Origin of the sequence: Salinivibrio proteolyticus, assembly GCF_027286365.1 — a bacterium.
GTDB classification, from domain to species: domain Bacteria; phylum Pseudomonadota; class Gammaproteobacteria; order Enterobacterales; family Vibrionaceae; genus Salinivibrio; species Salinivibrio proteolyticus.
Window position 1 is genome coordinate 751,811 of record NZ_CP114584.1, and the last position, 17,600, is coordinate 769,410.

Annotated in this window: 16 protein-coding genes; 6 read left to right on the plus strand and 10 right to left on the minus strand. The window is 50.2% G+C overall.

The features are described from left to right. Positions 1-94: 94 nt before the first annotated feature. Positions 95-2,539, minus strand: a complete 2,445-nt coding sequence (gene fadE, locus N7E60_RS03680) for an acyl-CoA dehydrogenase FadE (RefSeq protein WP_269598168.1) — start codon at positions 2,537-2,539, stop codon at positions 95-97. A gap of 315 nt (positions 2,540-2,854) precedes the next feature. Here fadE and lpcA point away from each other — a divergent pair, with 315 nt between their 5' ends. Both lpcA and N7E60_RS03690 read left to right on the plus strand, forming a co-directional pair. Further along, positions 2,855-3,433, plus strand: a complete 579-nt coding sequence (gene lpcA, locus N7E60_RS03685; protein ID WP_069587462.1) for a D-sedoheptulose 7-phosphate isomerase — start codon at positions 2,855-2,857, stop codon at positions 3,431-3,433. A gap of 21 nt (positions 3,434-3,454) precedes the next feature. Beyond that, positions 3,455-4,249, plus strand: a complete 795-nt coding sequence (locus N7E60_RS03690; RefSeq protein ID WP_077455557.1) for a class II glutamine amidotransferase — start codon at positions 3,455-3,457, stop codon at positions 4,247-4,249. A gap of 62 nt (positions 4,250-4,311) precedes the next feature. Here the strand turns inward: N7E60_RS03690 and purN are convergent, their stop codons facing one another. Together purN and purM are read right to left on the minus strand one after the other, a co-directional pair. Then, positions 4,312-4,965, minus strand: coding sequence for a phosphoribosylglycinamide formyltransferase (gene purN / locus N7E60_RS03695; protein WP_167314074.1), 654 nt, complete (start codon positions 4,963-4,965; stop codon positions 4,312-4,314). Then, complete coding sequence (gene purM / locus N7E60_RS03700; RefSeq protein WP_269598169.1) at positions 4,965-6,005, minus strand: phosphoribosylformylglycinamidine cyclo-ligase; 1,041 nt, start codon at positions 6,003-6,005, stop codon at positions 4,965-4,967. Before purM ends, purN begins: the two co-directional genes overlap by 1 nt. 184 nt (positions 6,006-6,189) lie before the next feature. On the opposite strand from purM, the gene upp reads away from it, so the two are divergent. After that, entirely contained in the window at positions 6,190-6,816 is a 627-nt protein-coding gene (upp, locus tag N7E60_RS03705; protein WP_069587458.1) for a uracil phosphoribosyltransferase, read from the plus strand. A gap of 86 nt (positions 6,817-6,902) precedes the next feature. Here the strand turns inward: upp and dxs are convergent, their stop codons facing one another. From dxs to xseB, 3 genes are read right to left on the minus strand one after another with little or no spacing between them, the layout of a single operon-like run. Further along, positions 6,903-8,783: a 1-deoxy-D-xylulose-5-phosphate synthase gene (gene dxs / locus N7E60_RS03710; RefSeq protein WP_269598171.1), complete on the minus strand. Its 1,881-nt coding sequence runs from the start codon at positions 8,781-8,783 to the stop codon at positions 6,903-6,905. Positions 8,784-8,810: 27 nt separating this feature from the next. Next, entirely contained in the window at positions 8,811-9,710 is a 900-nt protein-coding gene (gene ispA / locus N7E60_RS03715) for a (2E,6E)-farnesyl diphosphate synthase (protein ID WP_069587456.1), read from the minus strand. Continuing rightward, positions 9,703-9,948: an exodeoxyribonuclease VII small subunit gene (gene xseB, locus N7E60_RS03720; protein WP_069587455.1), complete on the minus strand. Its 246-nt coding sequence runs from the start codon at positions 9,946-9,948 to the stop codon at positions 9,703-9,705. The genes ispA and xseB overlap by 8 nt, the downstream gene beginning before the upstream one ends. Positions 9,949-10,170: 222 nt before the next feature. Between xseB and pomA the strand changes: the two genes are divergently transcribed. The 3 genes from pomA to thiI all read left to right on the plus strand — a co-directional run bounded on the left by pomA (position 10,171) and on the right by thiI (position 13,507). Then, positions 10,171-10,932 (plus strand): flagellar motor protein PomA, encoded by a 762-nt coding sequence (pomA, locus tag N7E60_RS03725; RefSeq protein WP_077455563.1) that lies wholly within the window; start codon positions 10,171-10,173, stop codon positions 10,930-10,932. A gap of 43 nt (positions 10,933-10,975) precedes the next feature. Beyond that, on the plus strand, positions 10,976-11,911 hold the full coding sequence (locus N7E60_RS03730; protein WP_077455564.1) for a flagellar motor protein MotB: 936 nt from the start codon (positions 10,976-10,978) through the stop codon (positions 11,909-11,911). Positions 11,912-12,058: 147 nt separating this feature from the next. Beyond that, entirely contained in the window at positions 12,059-13,507 is a 1,449-nt protein-coding gene (thiI, locus tag N7E60_RS03735) for a tRNA uracil 4-sulfurtransferase ThiI (RefSeq protein WP_069587452.1), read from the plus strand. A 55-nt stretch (positions 13,508-13,562) separates the two neighbouring features. Here the strand turns inward: thiI and N7E60_RS03740 are convergent, their stop codons facing one another. The 4 genes from N7E60_RS03740 to N7E60_RS03755 form a co-directional block, all read right to left on the minus strand. After that, a complete protein-coding gene (locus N7E60_RS03740; protein ID WP_077455565.1) occupies positions 13,563-14,165 on the minus strand; it encodes a DJ-1 family glyoxalase III in 603 nt (200 codons plus the stop codon). Between the two features lie 2 nt (positions 14,166-14,167). After that, on the minus strand, positions 14,168-15,055 hold the full coding sequence (locus tag N7E60_RS03745; RefSeq protein WP_269598174.1) for a 2-dehydropantoate 2-reductase: 888 nt from the start codon (positions 15,053-15,055) through the stop codon (positions 14,168-14,170). A gap of 109 nt (positions 15,056-15,164) precedes the next feature. Beyond that, positions 15,165-15,980, minus strand: coding sequence for a nucleoside-specific channel-forming Tsx family protein (locus tag N7E60_RS03750; protein WP_069587449.1), 816 nt, complete (start codon positions 15,978-15,980; stop codon positions 15,165-15,167). A 214-nt stretch (positions 15,981-16,194) separates the two neighbouring features. Beyond that, complete coding sequence (locus N7E60_RS03755) at positions 16,195-17,586, minus strand: AmpG family muropeptide MFS transporter (RefSeq protein WP_269598175.1); 1,392 nt, start codon at positions 17,584-17,586, stop codon at positions 16,195-16,197. Positions 17,587-17,600 lie beyond the last annotated feature (14 nt).

The window sequence follows — 17,600 nt, forward strand, 5'->3', positions numbered from 1 at the left end:
TAGATCAAAGGTCTAGCTCGAAAGCTAGACCTTTGTCAGCAGTCTGAGAAGGCAATTGCCTTCTCTTTTTGGTTGGGCAGCTTAACGCGAATCATTAAGCTGCATCATGCATCTTTCCCACTTTAGTCGATGCAGCAGGAAGCTCTGCAGGATCGAAGTCATCAACATTGATGGTTTCTAGTCGACCCACTTCAGCGTCACGGAGCAGCTGCGCTTCTTGTTCGCTGATCACGCCCGCATCCAGACCTTTCTGTGCCACTTGGTCTAAGAACATAAATGGCAGTTTCTCGCCAATACCGTCACAAACTTTTTTGTGGATCGGCTCTGCAGTGAGAATGTCGTGAAGCGCTTTTTCGATATTCCCAATGGCATTACCAGGCTCGAAGAATTGTCCACGGCCAATGCGATCACGTGTTGCACTTGGCGATTGCAAAATTACTGCAAGCTTACCGTCTAAGCGATCACTTGGTTTGCGGCGACCTTTACCTAATGGGAACACGAGGGCACGTACCAATCCTGCAATCATACGATTTGGGAAGTTGGCAAGGAACTCATCCAGCGCTTGCTCGGTTTGGTACATGGCATCTTGCATACCCCAATGAACTAGTGGCAGATCGTCTTTCTGATAGCCCTCATCGGCGTAACGTTTCATGGTTGCAGAGGCAAGATAAAGCTGACTAAGCACATCACCCAGACGCGCAGACAGACGCTCTTTACGCTTCAAATTACCCCCGAGAACCGCCATTGAAACGTCAGCCAGCAGCGCTAATGCCGCACTGTAGCGGTTCATTTGCTGGTAGTAACGGCGTGTTTCGTCTTTACGTGGTGTTTTCGAGAAGCGTCCATCGGTCAGGCCCAGCCACAATGTGCGAGCAAGGTTACTCATCACAAAGCCAACGTGACCAAACAGTGCGCGATCAAAGGCACTTAACGCACGTTGCGAATCGGTGTCTTCGCTGGCACGAATTTCATCCAGTACGAACGGATGGCAGCGGATCGCCCCCTGACCGAAGATGATCATCGAACGCGTCAAAATGTTCGCACCTTCAACGGTTATGGCGATAGGTGAGCCTTGATAGTTGCGTCCCAAGAAGTTTTTAGGACCAAGGCAGATACCTTTACCGCCCACAACATCCATCGCATCAATCACACCTTGTTGACTACGATGCGTACAGTGATATTTGACGATGGCGGAGATCACCGACGGTTTTTCTCCCAAGTCAATCCCTGTCACGGTCAGGGCACTGGCGGCGTCCATTACGTAAGCATTGCCCGCGATACGTGCTAGAGGCTCTTCAATACCCTCCATTTTACCGATCGGCAATTTGAACTGACGACGAATACGCGCATAAGCACCGGTTGCCAATGCTGCTGACTTCAAGCCGCCGGTGGTGTTCGATGGCAGGGTGATACCACGACCAATCGACAGACACTCCATCAGCATACGCCAACCTTGGCCCGCCATTTTCTGGCCGCCAATAATAAAGTCCATTGGAACGAAGACGTCATTACCCTGTGTCGGACCATTTTGGAATGGAACGTTGAGAGGGAAGTGACGACGGCCGATATCGACACCTTCTAAATCGGTCGGGATCAGTGCACAGGTAATACCAAGCTCATCTTGATCGCCAAGTAGATGGTCAGGATCGCGAAGTTTAAACGCGAGACCGAGTACGGTAGCGACAGGGGCTAGGGTGATGTAGCGTTTGTTCCAGGTGATTTTCATCCCCAGCACTTCTTTGCCTTCCCACATCCCTTTTGTGACAACCCCGTAGTCAGGGATCGAGCCCGCATCGGAGCCTGCTTCTGGGCTGGTTAAGGCAAAGCATGGAATTTCTTTACCCTCAGCAAGGCGCGGTAAGTAGTGGTCTTTTTGCTCTTCGGTACCATAGTGCTGCAATAGCTCACCCGGACCGAGAGAGTTAGGGACCCCGACCGTAGATGACAGTACGCCTGACACGCCAGACAGTTTTTGTAACACCAAAGACTGGGCGTAAGCGGAGAACTCGAGGCCACCATATTGTTTTTTGATGATCATGGCGAAGAACTTGTTGTCCTTCAGGTATTGCCATACCTCAGGTGGTAAATCTGCCAGCTCGTGGGTGACTTGATAGTCATCAACCATACGGCAGACTTCATTCACAGGGCCATCCAGGAACGCCTGCTCCTCGGCACTTAAACGTGGTGCTGGGATATCATGCAATTTGTTCCAGTCAGGCGTACCACGGAAAAGATCTGCTTCCCACCATACTGTACCTGCGTCGATGGCTTCTTTTTCTGTGGCTGACATTTCTGGCATCACAGATTTAAATGCTTTAAACGCTGGTTTACTGATCCAGTTGCGACGGAATGTCGCGATATTAAGTGGCAGTGCGATTACGGCAAAGATCAGCCAAGTGATCTGTCCAACACTCCCCAGTAAAGTCCCTACTACTAGTCCCGCAGCCAATGCAGCTGTTGAAACCAGCAAATTGGCACGATGGTATGCGAGTACGCCTGCCACAATTAGCATGGCAGCGATAAATAACCCTGTCGCCATCACGTCATCTCCTTCGGTTTAGTTAGCCTCTCCTCAAATGAGGTAAGAGGTCGTACCACTTAATGTAAGCAAAAATTTAAATATTTGTAAATTGGTACGGTGTGATGTGGCTTGCAAGGTGAGAAAATCATCAATCATTCTCCGCCAAAGTTGGAAAGATAGGTTGCCATTTGAACAAACGTGACCTAGCTCGAGACCAACACGCAAGCGGCAGTCGACAGGCACAAAACGATACGGTTACACTGACCTTAAATCCGCTCTCACCCCCGGTGCACAGAGTGAGAGCCTGGCCTTTTTCAACGATGGGAACATGCCATGTACCAAGATATTATTCGCGGTGAGCTGTCGGAAGCAGCTACCGTTTTGAATGCCTTTTTAAGTGACGACAAAAACATTCAACAAATTGAAGAAGCTGCCAAGCTATTGGCCGATAGCTTCAAAGCGGGTGGCAAGGTGCTTTCGTGTGGGAACGGTGGCTCGCACTGTGATGCCATGCATTTTGCTGAGGAGTTAACGGGCCGTTATCGTGAAAACCGTCCGGGGTATCCTGCGATTGCGATTTCTGATCCAAGCCACCTTTCTTGTGTTTCCAACGACTTTGGCTATGAGTTTGTTTTTTCACGCTATGTTGAAGCCGTCGGCATGAAAGGCGACGTCCTCTTTGGTCTGTCTACCTCAGGAAACTCCGGTAACATTCTTAACGCGATCGATGCGGCGAAAGCGAAAGGCATGAAGTCCATCATGCTGACTGGGAAAGACGGCGGCAAAATGGCTGGTCTTGCGGATATCGAAATTCGTGTCCCTCATTTTGGCTATGCGGATCGTATTCAAGAAGTCCATATTAAGATTATCCATATTCTTATCCAGCTGGTGGAAAAGGAAATGGCGGCCTAATGCTCGGAGGTAGATGAAAGAATGTGTGAACTGCTTGGCATGAGTGCCAATGTGCCTACGGATATCTGTTTTAGTTTTACTGGGCTTATTCAGCGCGGCGGAAAAACAGGGCCGCATCGAGATGGCTGGGGCATTACCTTTTACGAAGGGAAAGGGTTTCGCACCTTTAAAGATCCCGCCCCAAGCTGCCAATCTAAAGTGGCCGAGTTGGTAACCAGTTATCCGATCAAAAGCTGTGCGGTAGTCAGTCATATTCGTCAGGCTAATCGAGGTGGCGTCAGCCTTGAAAACACGCATCCTTTTACTCGCGAAATTTGGGGACGTTATTGGACGTTTGCCCACAATGGCCAGCTATCTGGGTTTGAAAGCTTAGAAACGGGCCACTTTAAGCCTGTGGGAGAAACCGACAGTGAAAAAGCCTTCTGTTGGCTGCTTAATGAACTATACAAGCACTACCCACAGCAACCCGATAACATGTGTGAGGTGTTCGACTTTATCGCCTCGCGCTGCGATCGGTTACGTGCACTTGGAGTGTACAACATGCTGTTTAGCGATGGTGACTATGTGATGGCGTATTGCAGTAATAACTTGCACTGGATTACGCGGCGGGCCCCGTTTGGTAAAGCGAGCTTGATCGATCAGGAAATGACGGTTGATTTTCATGAGGAGACTACGCCCAATGATGTCGTCACTGTGATCGCGACCCAGCCGCTAACCAATAATGAAAACTGGCACAAAATGGCAGAAGGGGAGTACTGCGTCTTCCATTTTGGTGAAGTGTATTGCACCAATCAAGATCAGTATGCAACGACCTGATTGCGGTCTGCCAGCATAGAAAAGGCGCCATCAGGCGCCTTTTTTGATCAGGGCGAATCACACTAGGCTTTTAGGTCGTCATATTCATCAGCGGCATAGCCAGCAGGGCCCAACGGCGCGCCGTCGAGCCAAGCTTGGCCAGCTTCCATGCGTAAGCGCTCTTCGACAAACCAGCGAACAACCAAAGGATAAATCTGGTGCTCTTGTTGTTGCACTCGTGCTGCAACGGTATTGGCGTCGTCTTCTGAAAAAATGGGGACACGTGCTTGTAAAATCACCGGGCCACCATCCAATTCTTCTGTGACAAAATGCACTGAGGTGCCATGCTCGGTATCACCCGCATCAATCGCGCGCTGGTGGGTATGTAAGCCCGTGTATTTGGGGAGCAACGACGGATGAATATTCAGCATTCGTCCTTGGTAGTGCTCGACAAAGGCTGGGGTGAGTATACGCATAAAGCCGGCGAGAACGACCAAGTCAGGAGCCAACGCATCAATGGCGGTTGCCAACGCATGATCGTAAGCGTCGCGAGTGTCATAGCGCGAGTTTTCGAGCACGCGAGTCTCGATTCCAGCATTATCCGCGCGGGTTAGGCCGTAGGCATCTGGCTTGTTTGCAATCACGCCGACAATTTTTGCGTTTTGCGGGCACTTATCGATTAAGGCCTGAAGATTACTGCCACTTCCCGAGATCAACACCACGATGCGTTTTGTCATTACACCAACTCCACTTGCGCTTCGCCGTCAGCACTTGTTGCAATATGGCCCAACTGCCAAGCGGTTTCCCCTGACTCATTGAGCAGTGCGATCGCTTGTTCGGCATGTGCTTGTGGTAGCGCGATGACTAAGCCGACGCCACAGTTAAAGGTGCGCAGCATTTCATAGTCACTGACATTGCCTTGTGCCTGCAACCAGTTAAAGATGGCTGGCCATTGCCAGCTATTTCCATCAATAACGGCTTTTGTACCTTGAGGCAATACGCGGGGAATGTTTTCCCAGAAGCCGCCACCGGTAATATGAGAAATGGCATGAGCAGGGTATTGCTCAAGTAAAGTGAGTACTGACTTCACGTAGATACGGGTCGGTGCCAGCAAGTGCTCAACCAAAGGTTTGCCTTCGAGTTGCATGGTTAAATCAGCCTCGCTGACTTCCAAGATCTTGCGGATCAGAGAGTAGCCGTTTGAGTGAGGACCGCTAGAAGCCAGACCAATCAGAGCATCGCCTTCACCGACCTTACTGCCATCAATTAATGCGGATTTTTCCGCGACCCCGACACAAAACCCAGCGACATCATAATCATCCCCTGAGTACATGCCCGGCATTTCAGCGGTTTCGCCACCGATCAGGGCACAACCGGCTTGTTGGCATCCATGAGCAATCCCTGTGACCACATCGGCCGCTGTCTCGACGTCTAATTTTCCGGTCGCGTAGTAGTCGAGGAAAAAGAGTGGTTCAGCCCCTTGAACAATCAGATCGTTCACACACATGGCGACCAAATCAATGCCGATCGTATCGTGCTTATTGGCATCAAGCGCTAAACGTAATTTGGTTCCTACCCCATCAGTGCCGGACACCAGCACGGGTTCTTTATACTTGGTCGGTAACTGACACAGGGCACCAAACCCGCCCAAGCCGCCCATTACTTCAGGACGGTGAGTTTGTTTGACGACGCCTTTGATACGGTCGACTAGGGCGTTACCCGCATCAATATCGACACCTGCATCCTTGTAGCTAAGAGATGATTGTTTACCGCTCACTGCAATTCCTCGCCGGAGTTGGAAGTCAAAAGTCGGCGCTATTCTATCAGTAGATAATTAGAAAGGAAAACGTTTGCGTCAGCTGTTTGGTGAGGAAATAGGCGAGATGTCAAGCCTTTGATCTACGCTAGCAAAACTCTTTCGTGTATACTACCGAGAATTTGTTTTTTGTAAGGAGTCTAAGATGAAGGTCGTGGAAGTCGGGCACCCGTTAGTGAAGCATAAAATTGGATTGATGCGTGAGCGGGATATTAGCACTAAGCGATTTCGTGAGCTTGCCACTGAAGTGGGTAGCCTACTGACATACGAAGCCACTTCAGACTTCGAAACAGAAAAAGTGACCATCGAAGGTTGGGACGGCCCAGTCAGCGTTGATCAAATCAAAGGTAAAAAAGTCACCGTGGTGCCTATTTTGCGTGCAGGGCTCGGTATGATGGACGGTGTGTTGGAGCATGTACCAAGTGCCCGTATCAGTGTGGTCGGCATTTACCGTGATGAAGAAACGCTAGAGCCTGTACCGTATTTCCACAAGTTGGCGAGCAATATCGACGAGCGCATGGCGCTGGTGGTCGATCCTATGCTGGCAACGGGTGGTTCTATGATTGCCACTATCGATTTGCTTAAAGAGCAAGGCTGTCAACATATCAAAGTGTTGGTGTTAGTCTCTGCCCCAGAGGGTATTGAAGCGTTGAAAAAAGCGCATCCGGATGTCGAGCTCTATACTGCAGCTATCGATGAAAAGCTGAATGACAAAGGCTATATCGTACCCGGCCTAGGTGATGCCGGCGATAAAATCTTCGGTACCAAGTAATCGTTATCATCGCCAAGATGATGGCGTAATAACGGATCAAAAAGCCCGCTTAGTATCGCGGGCTTTTTTAGTCTAAATGTCCCGTCTTATAAAGACAGGCCTATTTTATCGAGGTAAGTACGCACTTGCGCTTCGATCCCCTCACCATCTAATTGCAGCTCAGCATGCAATTCTTGCTGAGTGCCTTGTGGAATAAAGCGATCGGGCAAGCCAATTTGCAATACCGGCTTAATGATACCTTGCGTCATTAAGCTTTCAATCACACCGGTTCCCGCCCCGCCAGCGGTGGCGTTTTCTTCAATAGTGACAAGGCAATCATGCGTTTTCGCCATTTCTGCCACTAAATCGGCATCCAGAGGTTTAGCAAAGCGCATATCTACCACGGTTGCATCAAGCGCTTCTGCTGCCGCGAGGGCGCCGGGCAACAGAGTACCAAAGTTAAGTAGCGCAATGCGCTTTCCTTGGCGTTTTTGTACGCCTTTACCGATAGGGAGTGCATGCATATCGCGCTCAATATCAACGCCCATGCCTCCCCCGCGTGGGTAGCGCACTGCGGCCGGGCCCTGATGAATATGACCGGTATAGAGCATTTGCCGGCATTCGTTCTCATCGCTTGGCGTCATCACCACTAGATTCGGGATGCATCTTAGGTAGCTTAAATCAAATGCCCCTTGGTGCGTTTGGCCGTCGGCGCCCACGATGCCACCGCGGTCGATCGCGAACAACACCGGTAAGTTCATAATGGCGACATCATGGATCAGCTGATCGTACGCACGCTGTAAGAAGGTGGAGTAGATAGCTACCACAGGGTTGTACTCACCAATCGCCATACCTGCCGCTAGGGTGACGGCATGTTGTTCGGCAATCGCAACATCGAAGTATTTGTCAGGGTGCGCCTTGGAAAAGCGCACCATACCAGAGCCTTCACGCATCGCCGGGGTAATGGCGAGCAGTTTGTCGTCTTGCTCGGCCATATCACACAACCAGTCACCAAAGACATTAGAAAATGTCGGGCTGGCTGGCTTTGATTTCGGTAGGCTATGCACGCTTGGATCGAATTTAGGAACGGCATGATACCCAATCGGATCCTTTTCCGCAGGCGCGTAGCCTTTGCCTTTTTTCGTCATCACGTGCAAGAACTGTGGCCCTTTCAGGTTACGCATGTTCTTTAGCGTTTTAACCAGCTCTTCCACGTCATGACCATCGATAGGGCCGATATAGTTAAAGCCGAGTTCCTCGAACATGGTCCCCGGTATCACCATCCCCTTGAGGTGCTCTTCAGCACGACGGACCAGCTCTTTAATTGGTGGCGCGCCCGACAGGACTTTTTTGCCCCCTTCTCGGATGGTGGTATACAAATTACCAGAAAGAAGCTGCGCCAGATGATTGTTGAGAGCACCAACATTCTCTGAAATCGACATTTCGTTGTCGTTGAGGATCACCAGCATGTCGGGTTTCACGTCCCCAGCATGGTTCATCGCCTCAAATGCCATCCCCGCGGTGATGGCTCCGTCTCCAATCACACTAACGACTTTGCGGTTTTTCCCTTCTTTTTCGGCACAAATGGCCATCCCCAATGCGGCGCTTATTGACGTCGAAGAGTGGCCTACCGACAGCACATCGTAGGGGCTTTCTTCGCGCCACGGGAAGGGATGCAATCCGCCCTTTTTGCGAATCGTCGGCATTTTTTCGCGCCGACCCGTCAAAATTTTATGTGGGTAGGCTTGGTGACCGACATCCCAAACAAGGTGATCAAAAGGGGTGTTATAGACATAATGGAGTGCGACAGTCAGCTCGACAGTGCCAAGTCCAGACGCAAAATGACCACTTGAGTGGCTAACCGTATTAAGTAAGTAGGTACGCAGCTCATCACACAGTTCTGGAAGGTGATCACGCGGAATGGTGCGTAACTCTTCCGGCGTATCAGCCAACGCGAGTGTAGGGTACTTTGATATATCCAGTGTCATAGTGGTTCGGCGCTTTTATTGGTAATGCTAGTTGTTGCGCTCGATGATATATCGGGCAAAAACTTCCAGTTGTTCGGTATTGTAGGGGATCGCATGCAGCGCGTGTAGTGCTTCTTGGTAAAGTTGCTGTGCTTTTTCTTGCGCGCCCTGTAAACCGAGTAGCGCAGGGTAGGTACTTTTATCCGCGCTCATGTCAGATCCCTGCGGTTTCCCCAATGTTTGGGTATCGCTTGTGATATCTAAAATGTCATCTTGCACTTGGAACGCGAGGCCAATGGCGTTGGCAAAGGTATCCAGCTCGTCAAGGTGCGTCACTCCTTTCTCGCCGGCGGCAAAAGCCCCCAGTCTGACCGCGCCTCGAATTAATGCCCCCGTTTTGTTACGGTGGATTTGTTTTAACGCCTCTAACCCGACGTGTTGGCCTTCGGCGGCGAGATCGAGCGCTTGACCCAGACACATTCCACTGGCGCCACTGGCGTTTGCCAGCGTTCTTATCATATCGATACGGTAAGATTCAGCGTTTGGATTGAGCGACCCTTCGGATAACACCGTAAACGCCAAGGTTTGTAAGGCATCCCCGGCGAGTATGGCGGTCGCTTCATCAAACTCGATATGGCAAGTCGGTTGACCTCGTCGCAGGCTATCATCGTCCATGGCGGGCAAATCATCGTGGATCAAGGAGTACGCGTGAATGCACTCTACCGCCACAGCGGGTGTGTCCAAATCAGTGATGGGCACCCCAAACAATTGTCCGGTAGCATAAGTCAAGAAAGGACGAACGCGCTTGCCGCCGAGCAGTAAGCCGTGGCGCATTGCTTTAATAAGCGGTAAATCTTGATGCGAGAGTGTGTCTAGCCAACGCGATAGCTGTTGGTTGCTGCGGTGTTGCGTCTCCCGCAGCGCGAGCTGTACAACGGAATCAGTCATTGTCGTCGTGAGAAAATTCAGTCAGTGGCGCGTCATCATCTTGAGAAAGCAGAATCTCAACGCGCTGTTCAGCATCTGCTAAGGTTTTTTGTCCTTGGCGCGCAAGCGCAATACCGCGCTCAAAGCGCTTCATTGCCGTATCAAGGGCGAGGTCGCCAGTCTCTAAAGCACCGACGATCGCATCCAACTCTTTGAGGGTGTCCTCAAAGGTCATATTTTCTGGTTTCTTCACAGCCATGATGCAATAAAATTAGAGAGGGAGGGACAGACGTTAACCCAGTGCTGACAGGGGGTCAAATTCATCAGGCGATTTTTGTGCCCCAAACGCTGCTTTGCAAATCACGCATTCTGCTTGTTGGTATTTGCGGATTTGCGCTAAACCTATAGGATTGGTTGCCGATACAACCAAAGACAACAAAAACAAATAATAACGAACCGATGTAATCTAAGGGAGACTGACGTGGATATAGCGACGCTCATCGGCATTATAGGCTCGTTCGCATTCGTCATTATGGCCATGCTGTTGGGCGGCACCATGAACATGTACTTCGACGTGCCGTCCGTACTGATTGTTATCGGGGGCAGTCTTTTCGTGGTGTTGACCAACTACACCATGGGACAGTTTTTTGCTTGCTTTAAGATTGCAGGCAAGGCGTTCATGTTTAAGTCGGACGATCCGGAAGACTTGATTGCCAAGATTATTGAAATGGCAGATGCCGCCCGTAAAGGCGGCTTTTTGGCGTTAGAAGAGATGGAAGTCAGTAACTCGTTTATGCAAAAAGGGGTCGACTTACTGGTGGATGGACACGATGCAGATGTGGTGCGAGCCACCCTGCAAAAAGACATTAGTCTGACCGAGGAGCGTCACGACCACGGGATCAGTTTTTATGCGGCGTTAGCCGATGTTGCGCCGGCAATGGGGATGATCGGGACCTTGATTGGTCTGGTGGCGATGCTCTCCAATATGGATGACCCGAAAGCCATAGGCCCTGCGATGGCCGTGGCCTTGTTGACCACCATGTATGGCGCCATGCTCGCCAATATGGTTGCAACACCGATCGCTAACAAGCTTGCGTTGCGTAAAGGGCAAGAAAAACTGAATCGGCGCTTAATTATGGATGGCTTGTTGGCCATTCAGGATGGGCAAAACCCGCGTGTTATCGACGGATTTTTGAAAAACTACCTCAACGAGAGTAAACGTGAAGTGGATGTCGATAATTAAGCACTGGCCGATCACGCCAGTGAACCGTGGGTAAGGAGTCTAGATGGCACAACAAGAAGAAGAGGAATGCAAATGTCCACCGCCCGGCCTGCCGCCGTGGATGGGGACGTTCGCCGACCTGATGTCACTGCTGATGTGCTTTTTCGTGCTTTTGCTGTCCTTCTCTGAGATGGACGTTTTGAAGTTTAAGCAGATAGCAGGGTCGATGAAGTTTGCCTTCGGGGTACAAAATGTTCTGGAAGTCAAAGACATTCCCAAAGGTACCAGTGTGATTGCGCAAGAGTTCCGTCCGGGGCGACCAGAGCCGACCCCTATCGAAGTGATCATGCAGCAAACCATCGACATGACCCAACGAACGCTTAATTTCCAAGAAGGTGAATCGGACCGCTCGGGTGGCTCACAACGCACTGCGTCGGATATGGAGGGAGGCACCAGTGCACAGGTTGCTTCTCAACTGGAGCAGCAACAAAGCCAGCAGCAAATGGAACAGTTGCAAAAGATGATTGTGCAGGCGTTAGAGCGTGAAATCGAAGAAGGAGCCGTTGAAGTTGAAAACTTGGGTCAACAACTGGTGATCCGTATTCGGGAAAAAGGCGCATTTCCGCAAAATTCGGCCTTTTTGCAACCCAAGTTCCGCCCCATGGTGCGCCAAATTGCGGAATTGGTGAAAGATGTGCCCGGTGAAATCAAAGTGTCAGGCCACACGGACAGCACACCTTTGGAATCGGAGCTGTACCGTTCCAACTGGGATTTATCCGCGCAGCGTGCGGTATCGGTAGCGCAAGAAATGGAAAAAGTGCCCGGGTTTAACCATTTGCGCATGAAAGTGGAAGGGTTGGCAGACACTCAGCCTCGCGCGCCCAATAACTCGCCCGATAACCGTGCGGCCAATCGCCGTGTAGAAATCGCTGTGATCCAAGGAAAACCCAGCTTTTCAGATGAAATATCGGCCGACAATGCGGCTGCACCTACCCCATAAGCTAGATCCTGACCGTAATGGATTGATTAAAAACGTTTATTACGGTCAGGTTTTTCACTTTTATTTAGACGTAGAAATGCCCGGTTTCAGCTGGGACGTGGTTATTGTATAATCCGCGACCTTGTTTCCAGCTGTATCGAACCGGTTATGAAGTTTATCGTTAAAATTCACCCTGAGGTGATCGTCAAAAGTGAGTCTGTTAGAAAGCGTTTTACTAAAATCCTCGAATGCAATATTCGTAATATTTTAAAGCGTCGGACAGATAATACGGCGGTATATAACCGTAGGGATCACATTGAGGTGACGTTAAAACAACCAAACGAGCGTCAGCTTGTCCTGGATGTATTAACCAACACGCCGGGCGTGCAGACGGTGCTTGAGGTTGAGCAAACGTTATTTAACGATTTACACCACATCTATGAACTCACCCTTGAGGGTGTTCGTCACCAAATCGAAGGAAAAACCTTTTGCGTGCGTGCTAAACGCCGCGGCCAGCATGACTTTACCTCGATAGATGTAGAGCGTTACGTAGGAGGTGGGTTAAACCAAGCTGTTCCGACCGCCAGCGTACAGCTGAAAAAGCCTGATGTGACCGTGATGATGGAAGTGGACCACGATAAGCTGAACTTGGTAAAGCACCGCCATACTGGCTTGGGTGGCTTCCCACTCGGCACGCAAGAAGATGTGCTGAGCTTGATCTCGGGAGGATTCGACTCAGGGGTGTCGAGTTACTTGCATATTAAGCGCGGTAGCAAGGTCCATTATTGCTTCTTCAATTTAGGCGGCAAAACCCATGAAACGGGTGTGCAGCAGGTATCGCACTTCCTGTGGAACAAGTTTGGCTCGTCGGCGAAAGTGAAATTTATTTCTATCGACTTTGAGCCGGTTGTCGCCAGTATCCTCGAAAACATCGATGATGGTCAGATGGGAGTCGTGCTAAAGCGGATGTTTATGCGTGCGGCAAGCATGGTTGCCGAGCGTTTCGGTATTCAAGCTCTGGTCACCGGCGAAGCCTTAGGACAAGTGTCGAGCCAAACTCTAACCAATTTACGCATGATTGATAACGTGACGGACACGTTAATCCTGCGTCCGCTGATCAACTGGGATAAAGAAGACATTATCCAGACAGCCCGTAAAATCGGCACTGAAGACTTCGCTAAAACCATGCCTGAATTCTGTGGTGTGATTTCGAAAAGCCCGACGATTAAAGCCGAGAAAGCCAAACTTGAGGCCGAGGAAGCGAAATTTGACTTCGCGTTACTGGAGCAAGTGGTTAACAATGCCTCGGTGATGGATATTCGCGATATCGAGAAACTTAGTCAGGAAAAGGCTCCCGAGGTTGAACTGGTTAACGAGGCCGAGCAAGGCGCGATTGTCATTGATATTCGCAGCAGTGATGAAGAAGAGGAAAAGCCACTGAACATCGACGGCACTGACGTTGTTCATATTCCTTTCTTTAAATTAGCGACCCGCTTTGGCGACCTAGACCAAAGCAAAACCTACTTGCTGTACTGTGAGCGTGGTGTGATGAGCCGCCTTCAAGCGCTGTATCTAAAAGACATGGGCTTTGAAAATGTCAAAGTCTATCGCGGCTAATCGCGACAAAGCACGATTTAAGCAAAGAAAAACAGGCAGCCTCGCTGCCTGTTTTTTATTCGGCGAATTTTTTCTCGTACTGCAAGTTTGGGAGGGGAACCATAGGTTCGGCAACCTGCCAGGCCAGTGCTTTCCCTGCCAAGACGTGAACAATCTCAATGGCAAATTCGAGCGCAGAGCCCGGGCCTTGGCTGGTGATCAACTTGTGATCATAATCAGTCATCACACGGCGACGACTGCGCCATTGCTCTGGGATCTGCTCGCTGACACTGGGGTGGCAACTGATATGAGAGGTGGGGTAAAGCTGGTGGCGCTGCAAGACAAGCGCGGGAGCCGCGCAGATAGCCGCGACCCATGCATGGTCACTTTGCTGTTGTTTGATAATTTCTATCACGATCGCGCTGTCGCCTAAACACTGCGCCCCGTCAATACCCCCGGGTAAAATGACGCAATCAAACGGCTGGTCGGCCACACTCGCCAAAGGTGCATCGCACACTAATTGTACGCCACGAGAACAGGTTAAAGTGAGTGAACCTTCAGGGTCGGCGCTGGCAACGGTGACACAAAAACCAGCCCGCTTCATCACATCAATGGCGGTGACGGTTTCCATTTCCTCGCTGCCGGGTGCCACGCATACTAAGACGTTAATCGGTTTCATGATTATCCTTTTTGTACCTCACGTTGCTTCACGGCGTCATACAGCGCCTGATGAGTAGGCACCTTAATCTGATGATGTGCCGCTCGAGCCAATAAATAGCCTGTGATCTGCTCAAGCTCTGTCTTTCTGCCATGATAGCAGTCGCGATTCATTGATGAATAGTTATTTGCGGTGGCGCGTGCCACTGTCAGTGCTTGTGTTTTTAGCTGTTCGGCATGGGTAGCGAGTCCGTCAGCTTGCATCACACGGGCAAGTTCTTGGCAAAGTAACTGGATGGTGTCTTGGTAGTCGGCAGATAACAATGCTCCGTTATTCACTTGATGAATCGCGGTGAGTGGATTGATCACACAATTAACCGCCAGCTTATGCCATAGCTGATGGATAATCGCTTCGTGCCAGTGCACTGGCGATAAGGCATGATCCAACACTTCGGCGACAAAGGCACACTGCTGACCTGCCTTATTCGCCGCGCCGATGTAAGTCTCTCCGTGGCCGGTATGCTGATAGCTCCCTTGAGAGGGGCTAAAGACGCCGTGTGAGGTGGTGGCGAGCAATAAAGGTTGCGACGGACTCACTAGCGTTTTGATTTGCGCATGCGGTCCCATCCCATTGTGCATTAAGACGATAATTGTATCGGGATGAAGTTGCTCGATGAGAGGTTGTAAGGCATGCATGACGTCGTAAGCCTTGGTACACACCATTAATAGATCGCAATCGGTAATGGCTTGTGGCTGGTTAGCGGGGACCGTCACGGTATGGCTGTCGAGTACCAATTGCCGACACACTTCTGTGCCTGCACGGGTGATCACCTGCACGCGATGACCGGCTTGCACTAATTGGGTTGCCCACAAAGTACCAATTGCGCCTGCACCGATAAAAGTTATGTTCATGACAAGCTCAGAGCGGTTAAAAGTGCATAGTTTATCACGAGGTAGGAGCAAGACAGAGAAACAAGTTGGGGGAGGAAAAAAGCGCCGACCGAGAGGCCGGCGCAGTCACTTAGAATTTGTAGGTAGCGCTTAGGTAGTGGGAAATACCTGAGCTTTCCGTTGTGCCACCATCTTCAATCAAGTAGACATCGTTATAGGCTTTTAGGCCATAACCGAGGGCATAGTTGTCTGAGTGCCAATATAGGCCGTTAAACATCGCGCCGCCGTGGGTCGCTTGGCTGTTGCCTTTGAAAGTGTCATCGGCACCAAACTGGTAATCGATATAGCCTTGGTATGACAGGAAGCTACCGTTGTCGAAAAAGTGGAAAGGCTTAAACCAGTTGGTCGAGAATTGGTAACCGTTCCAGTCTTTTTTGTTGATGTCATACAAACCGTAAAGGTTCATGCCTACTTTGCCAAACCAAGGCAGTTCAACATCGGCACCGACACCCCAGAACGAGTTGTTAGTGTCACTATCGCCACCACCCCAGTTAAACAAAGTCGAGAAGTATACTTCTTGTACAGGGCCAAACGACAAGTCTTGCCCGGTGATGCCGTCAATTGAGAAGCGTGGTGCTAGCTTCATAAAGGCTTTAGGCGCGCCTTTTTTATTGTTGTTGTCGCTATCGCTTTCGGCAAGGTCGAAGATGTCCACATAGCCATAGAGATCAACCACGCCCTTACGGCCGCCAAATTCCATCTCGAGGTAATTATGATCTTTATCGGTGTCAGGACCGAACTGAGGTTTCTCGTTGATGGCATACATGGCGTTAAACTGAAGCCATTTATGATCGTTTTTATAGATATCGTCTGAGTAATCAGCCGCGTTGGCGATAGGTGCGGCGCTAGCTGCCATGACGGCAAGTGCGAGTAGGGACTTTTTCATGGTGACTGCCTCTGCTTAAGTGTGTAACCGTTGAGTTCAATGGAGGCAGTATATTGATTAAGTTCACCATAAACAATGTAACAAATGTAGACATGATTTTTAGATGTGACTGAAGGTGGAATGTATCCGATTACATGTCATTTTTGTGTGATCTTGATTAAAAGAAAATGACGTGCGGAGCGCAATTTTTGCACTCCGCTGTGATGGGGAAATGCTAGTCCTGCCGGGTTTTTAGACATTGTCCAGAAGGTGCGTCATGGTGCGATGATTCTTTTCTAAATTGTCTACCAATATAGAGCAGCATGACTAGACCTGGGATCACCATCAATGAGGTTATTACGAAAAATGTTGACCAGCTATCCAGCCAGTCCACCATCATACCGCTAAAGGATGCGAGAGAGGTACGGCCAAGGTTACCCAACGATGCAAGCAGCGCGTATTGAGTGGCGGAAAAAGCGCGCCCGGTTAAGAAGGTCAAGAAAGAGACAAAGGCAATGGTGGCGAAAGCCGAGGTGAAGTTATCCACCAGTATCGCGCCTAGCAGCAGGTGCTCGTCTGGCCCCACCACAGCAAGCCAAGCAAACATCAAATTACTGGAGGCCATGGCCACACCGCCAATAAACAAGCCTTTGATTACCCCAAAGCGCAAGTTAATGTAGCTGCCGATTAAGGTATACACCACGGTCAGTCCCCAACCTACGAGCTTGGAGTAATAACCAATTTGCTCATTGCTGAAGCCAACATCTTTGTAAAAGACAATCGACATCCGGCCCAAAAAGGCCTCGCCAATCTTAAAGAGAAAAACAAACAACAGAATGGCTAACGCAACTTTTACACCGTTGCGGCGGAAAAACTCGGCAAAAGGTTCAAACACAGTCACTGCTAACCAAGTGCGTGCACTGCTGTATCCTTTCCCTAGATAGTAACGGGTCGCGGCATCTTGGCGCTGTTCGCGGTCACTGGCAGGCTCCTTAACGAATAAGGTGGCCAGTAACATTAAGCCTACGAACCCGGCCATGATCACATACACCTGATTCCAACCGATGGCGTCAGCGTTGATAAAACCGATGTAGCCGGGCAGAGAATATCCCGTCCACCATCCAATGACGGACATGGCAGAGGCAAGTGGGAACTTATCGGTCTCATGCTCCGCAAAATTATCAATACGAAAGGCATCAATGGCGATATCTTGGGTGGCAGAGGCGAGTGCAATCGCAAAAATCAGCGATGAAAGCACCACAGTGGTCACCCAAGGATCAATGGCCGTCAAGCCGTGTAAATTAAGCTGAGATAAGGCCAAGGTTGCGATCAGAATCAGCGCTTGGGTGAGCAATATCCAACTGCGGCGTTGTCCGAAGCGCTCATTAAGCATGGGCACTTTGAGTCTATCGATCAAAGGCGCCCAGAGAAAGTTCACCGCATACAGCACAAACACCGAGCCGAATAGGCCAATCGCGGTACGAGAGAGACCTTCATCCGCGAGCCAGCCGTTTAAGTTGGAGCCGATTAACACCCAAGGAAAGCCGCTACAGCAGCCCATTAAGAACACATAAAGGAGTCGGCGGTCGGCATAGGGCGCAAGCGCCCCCTTAAGATTAGGTAACATGATCGCAAGCCTGT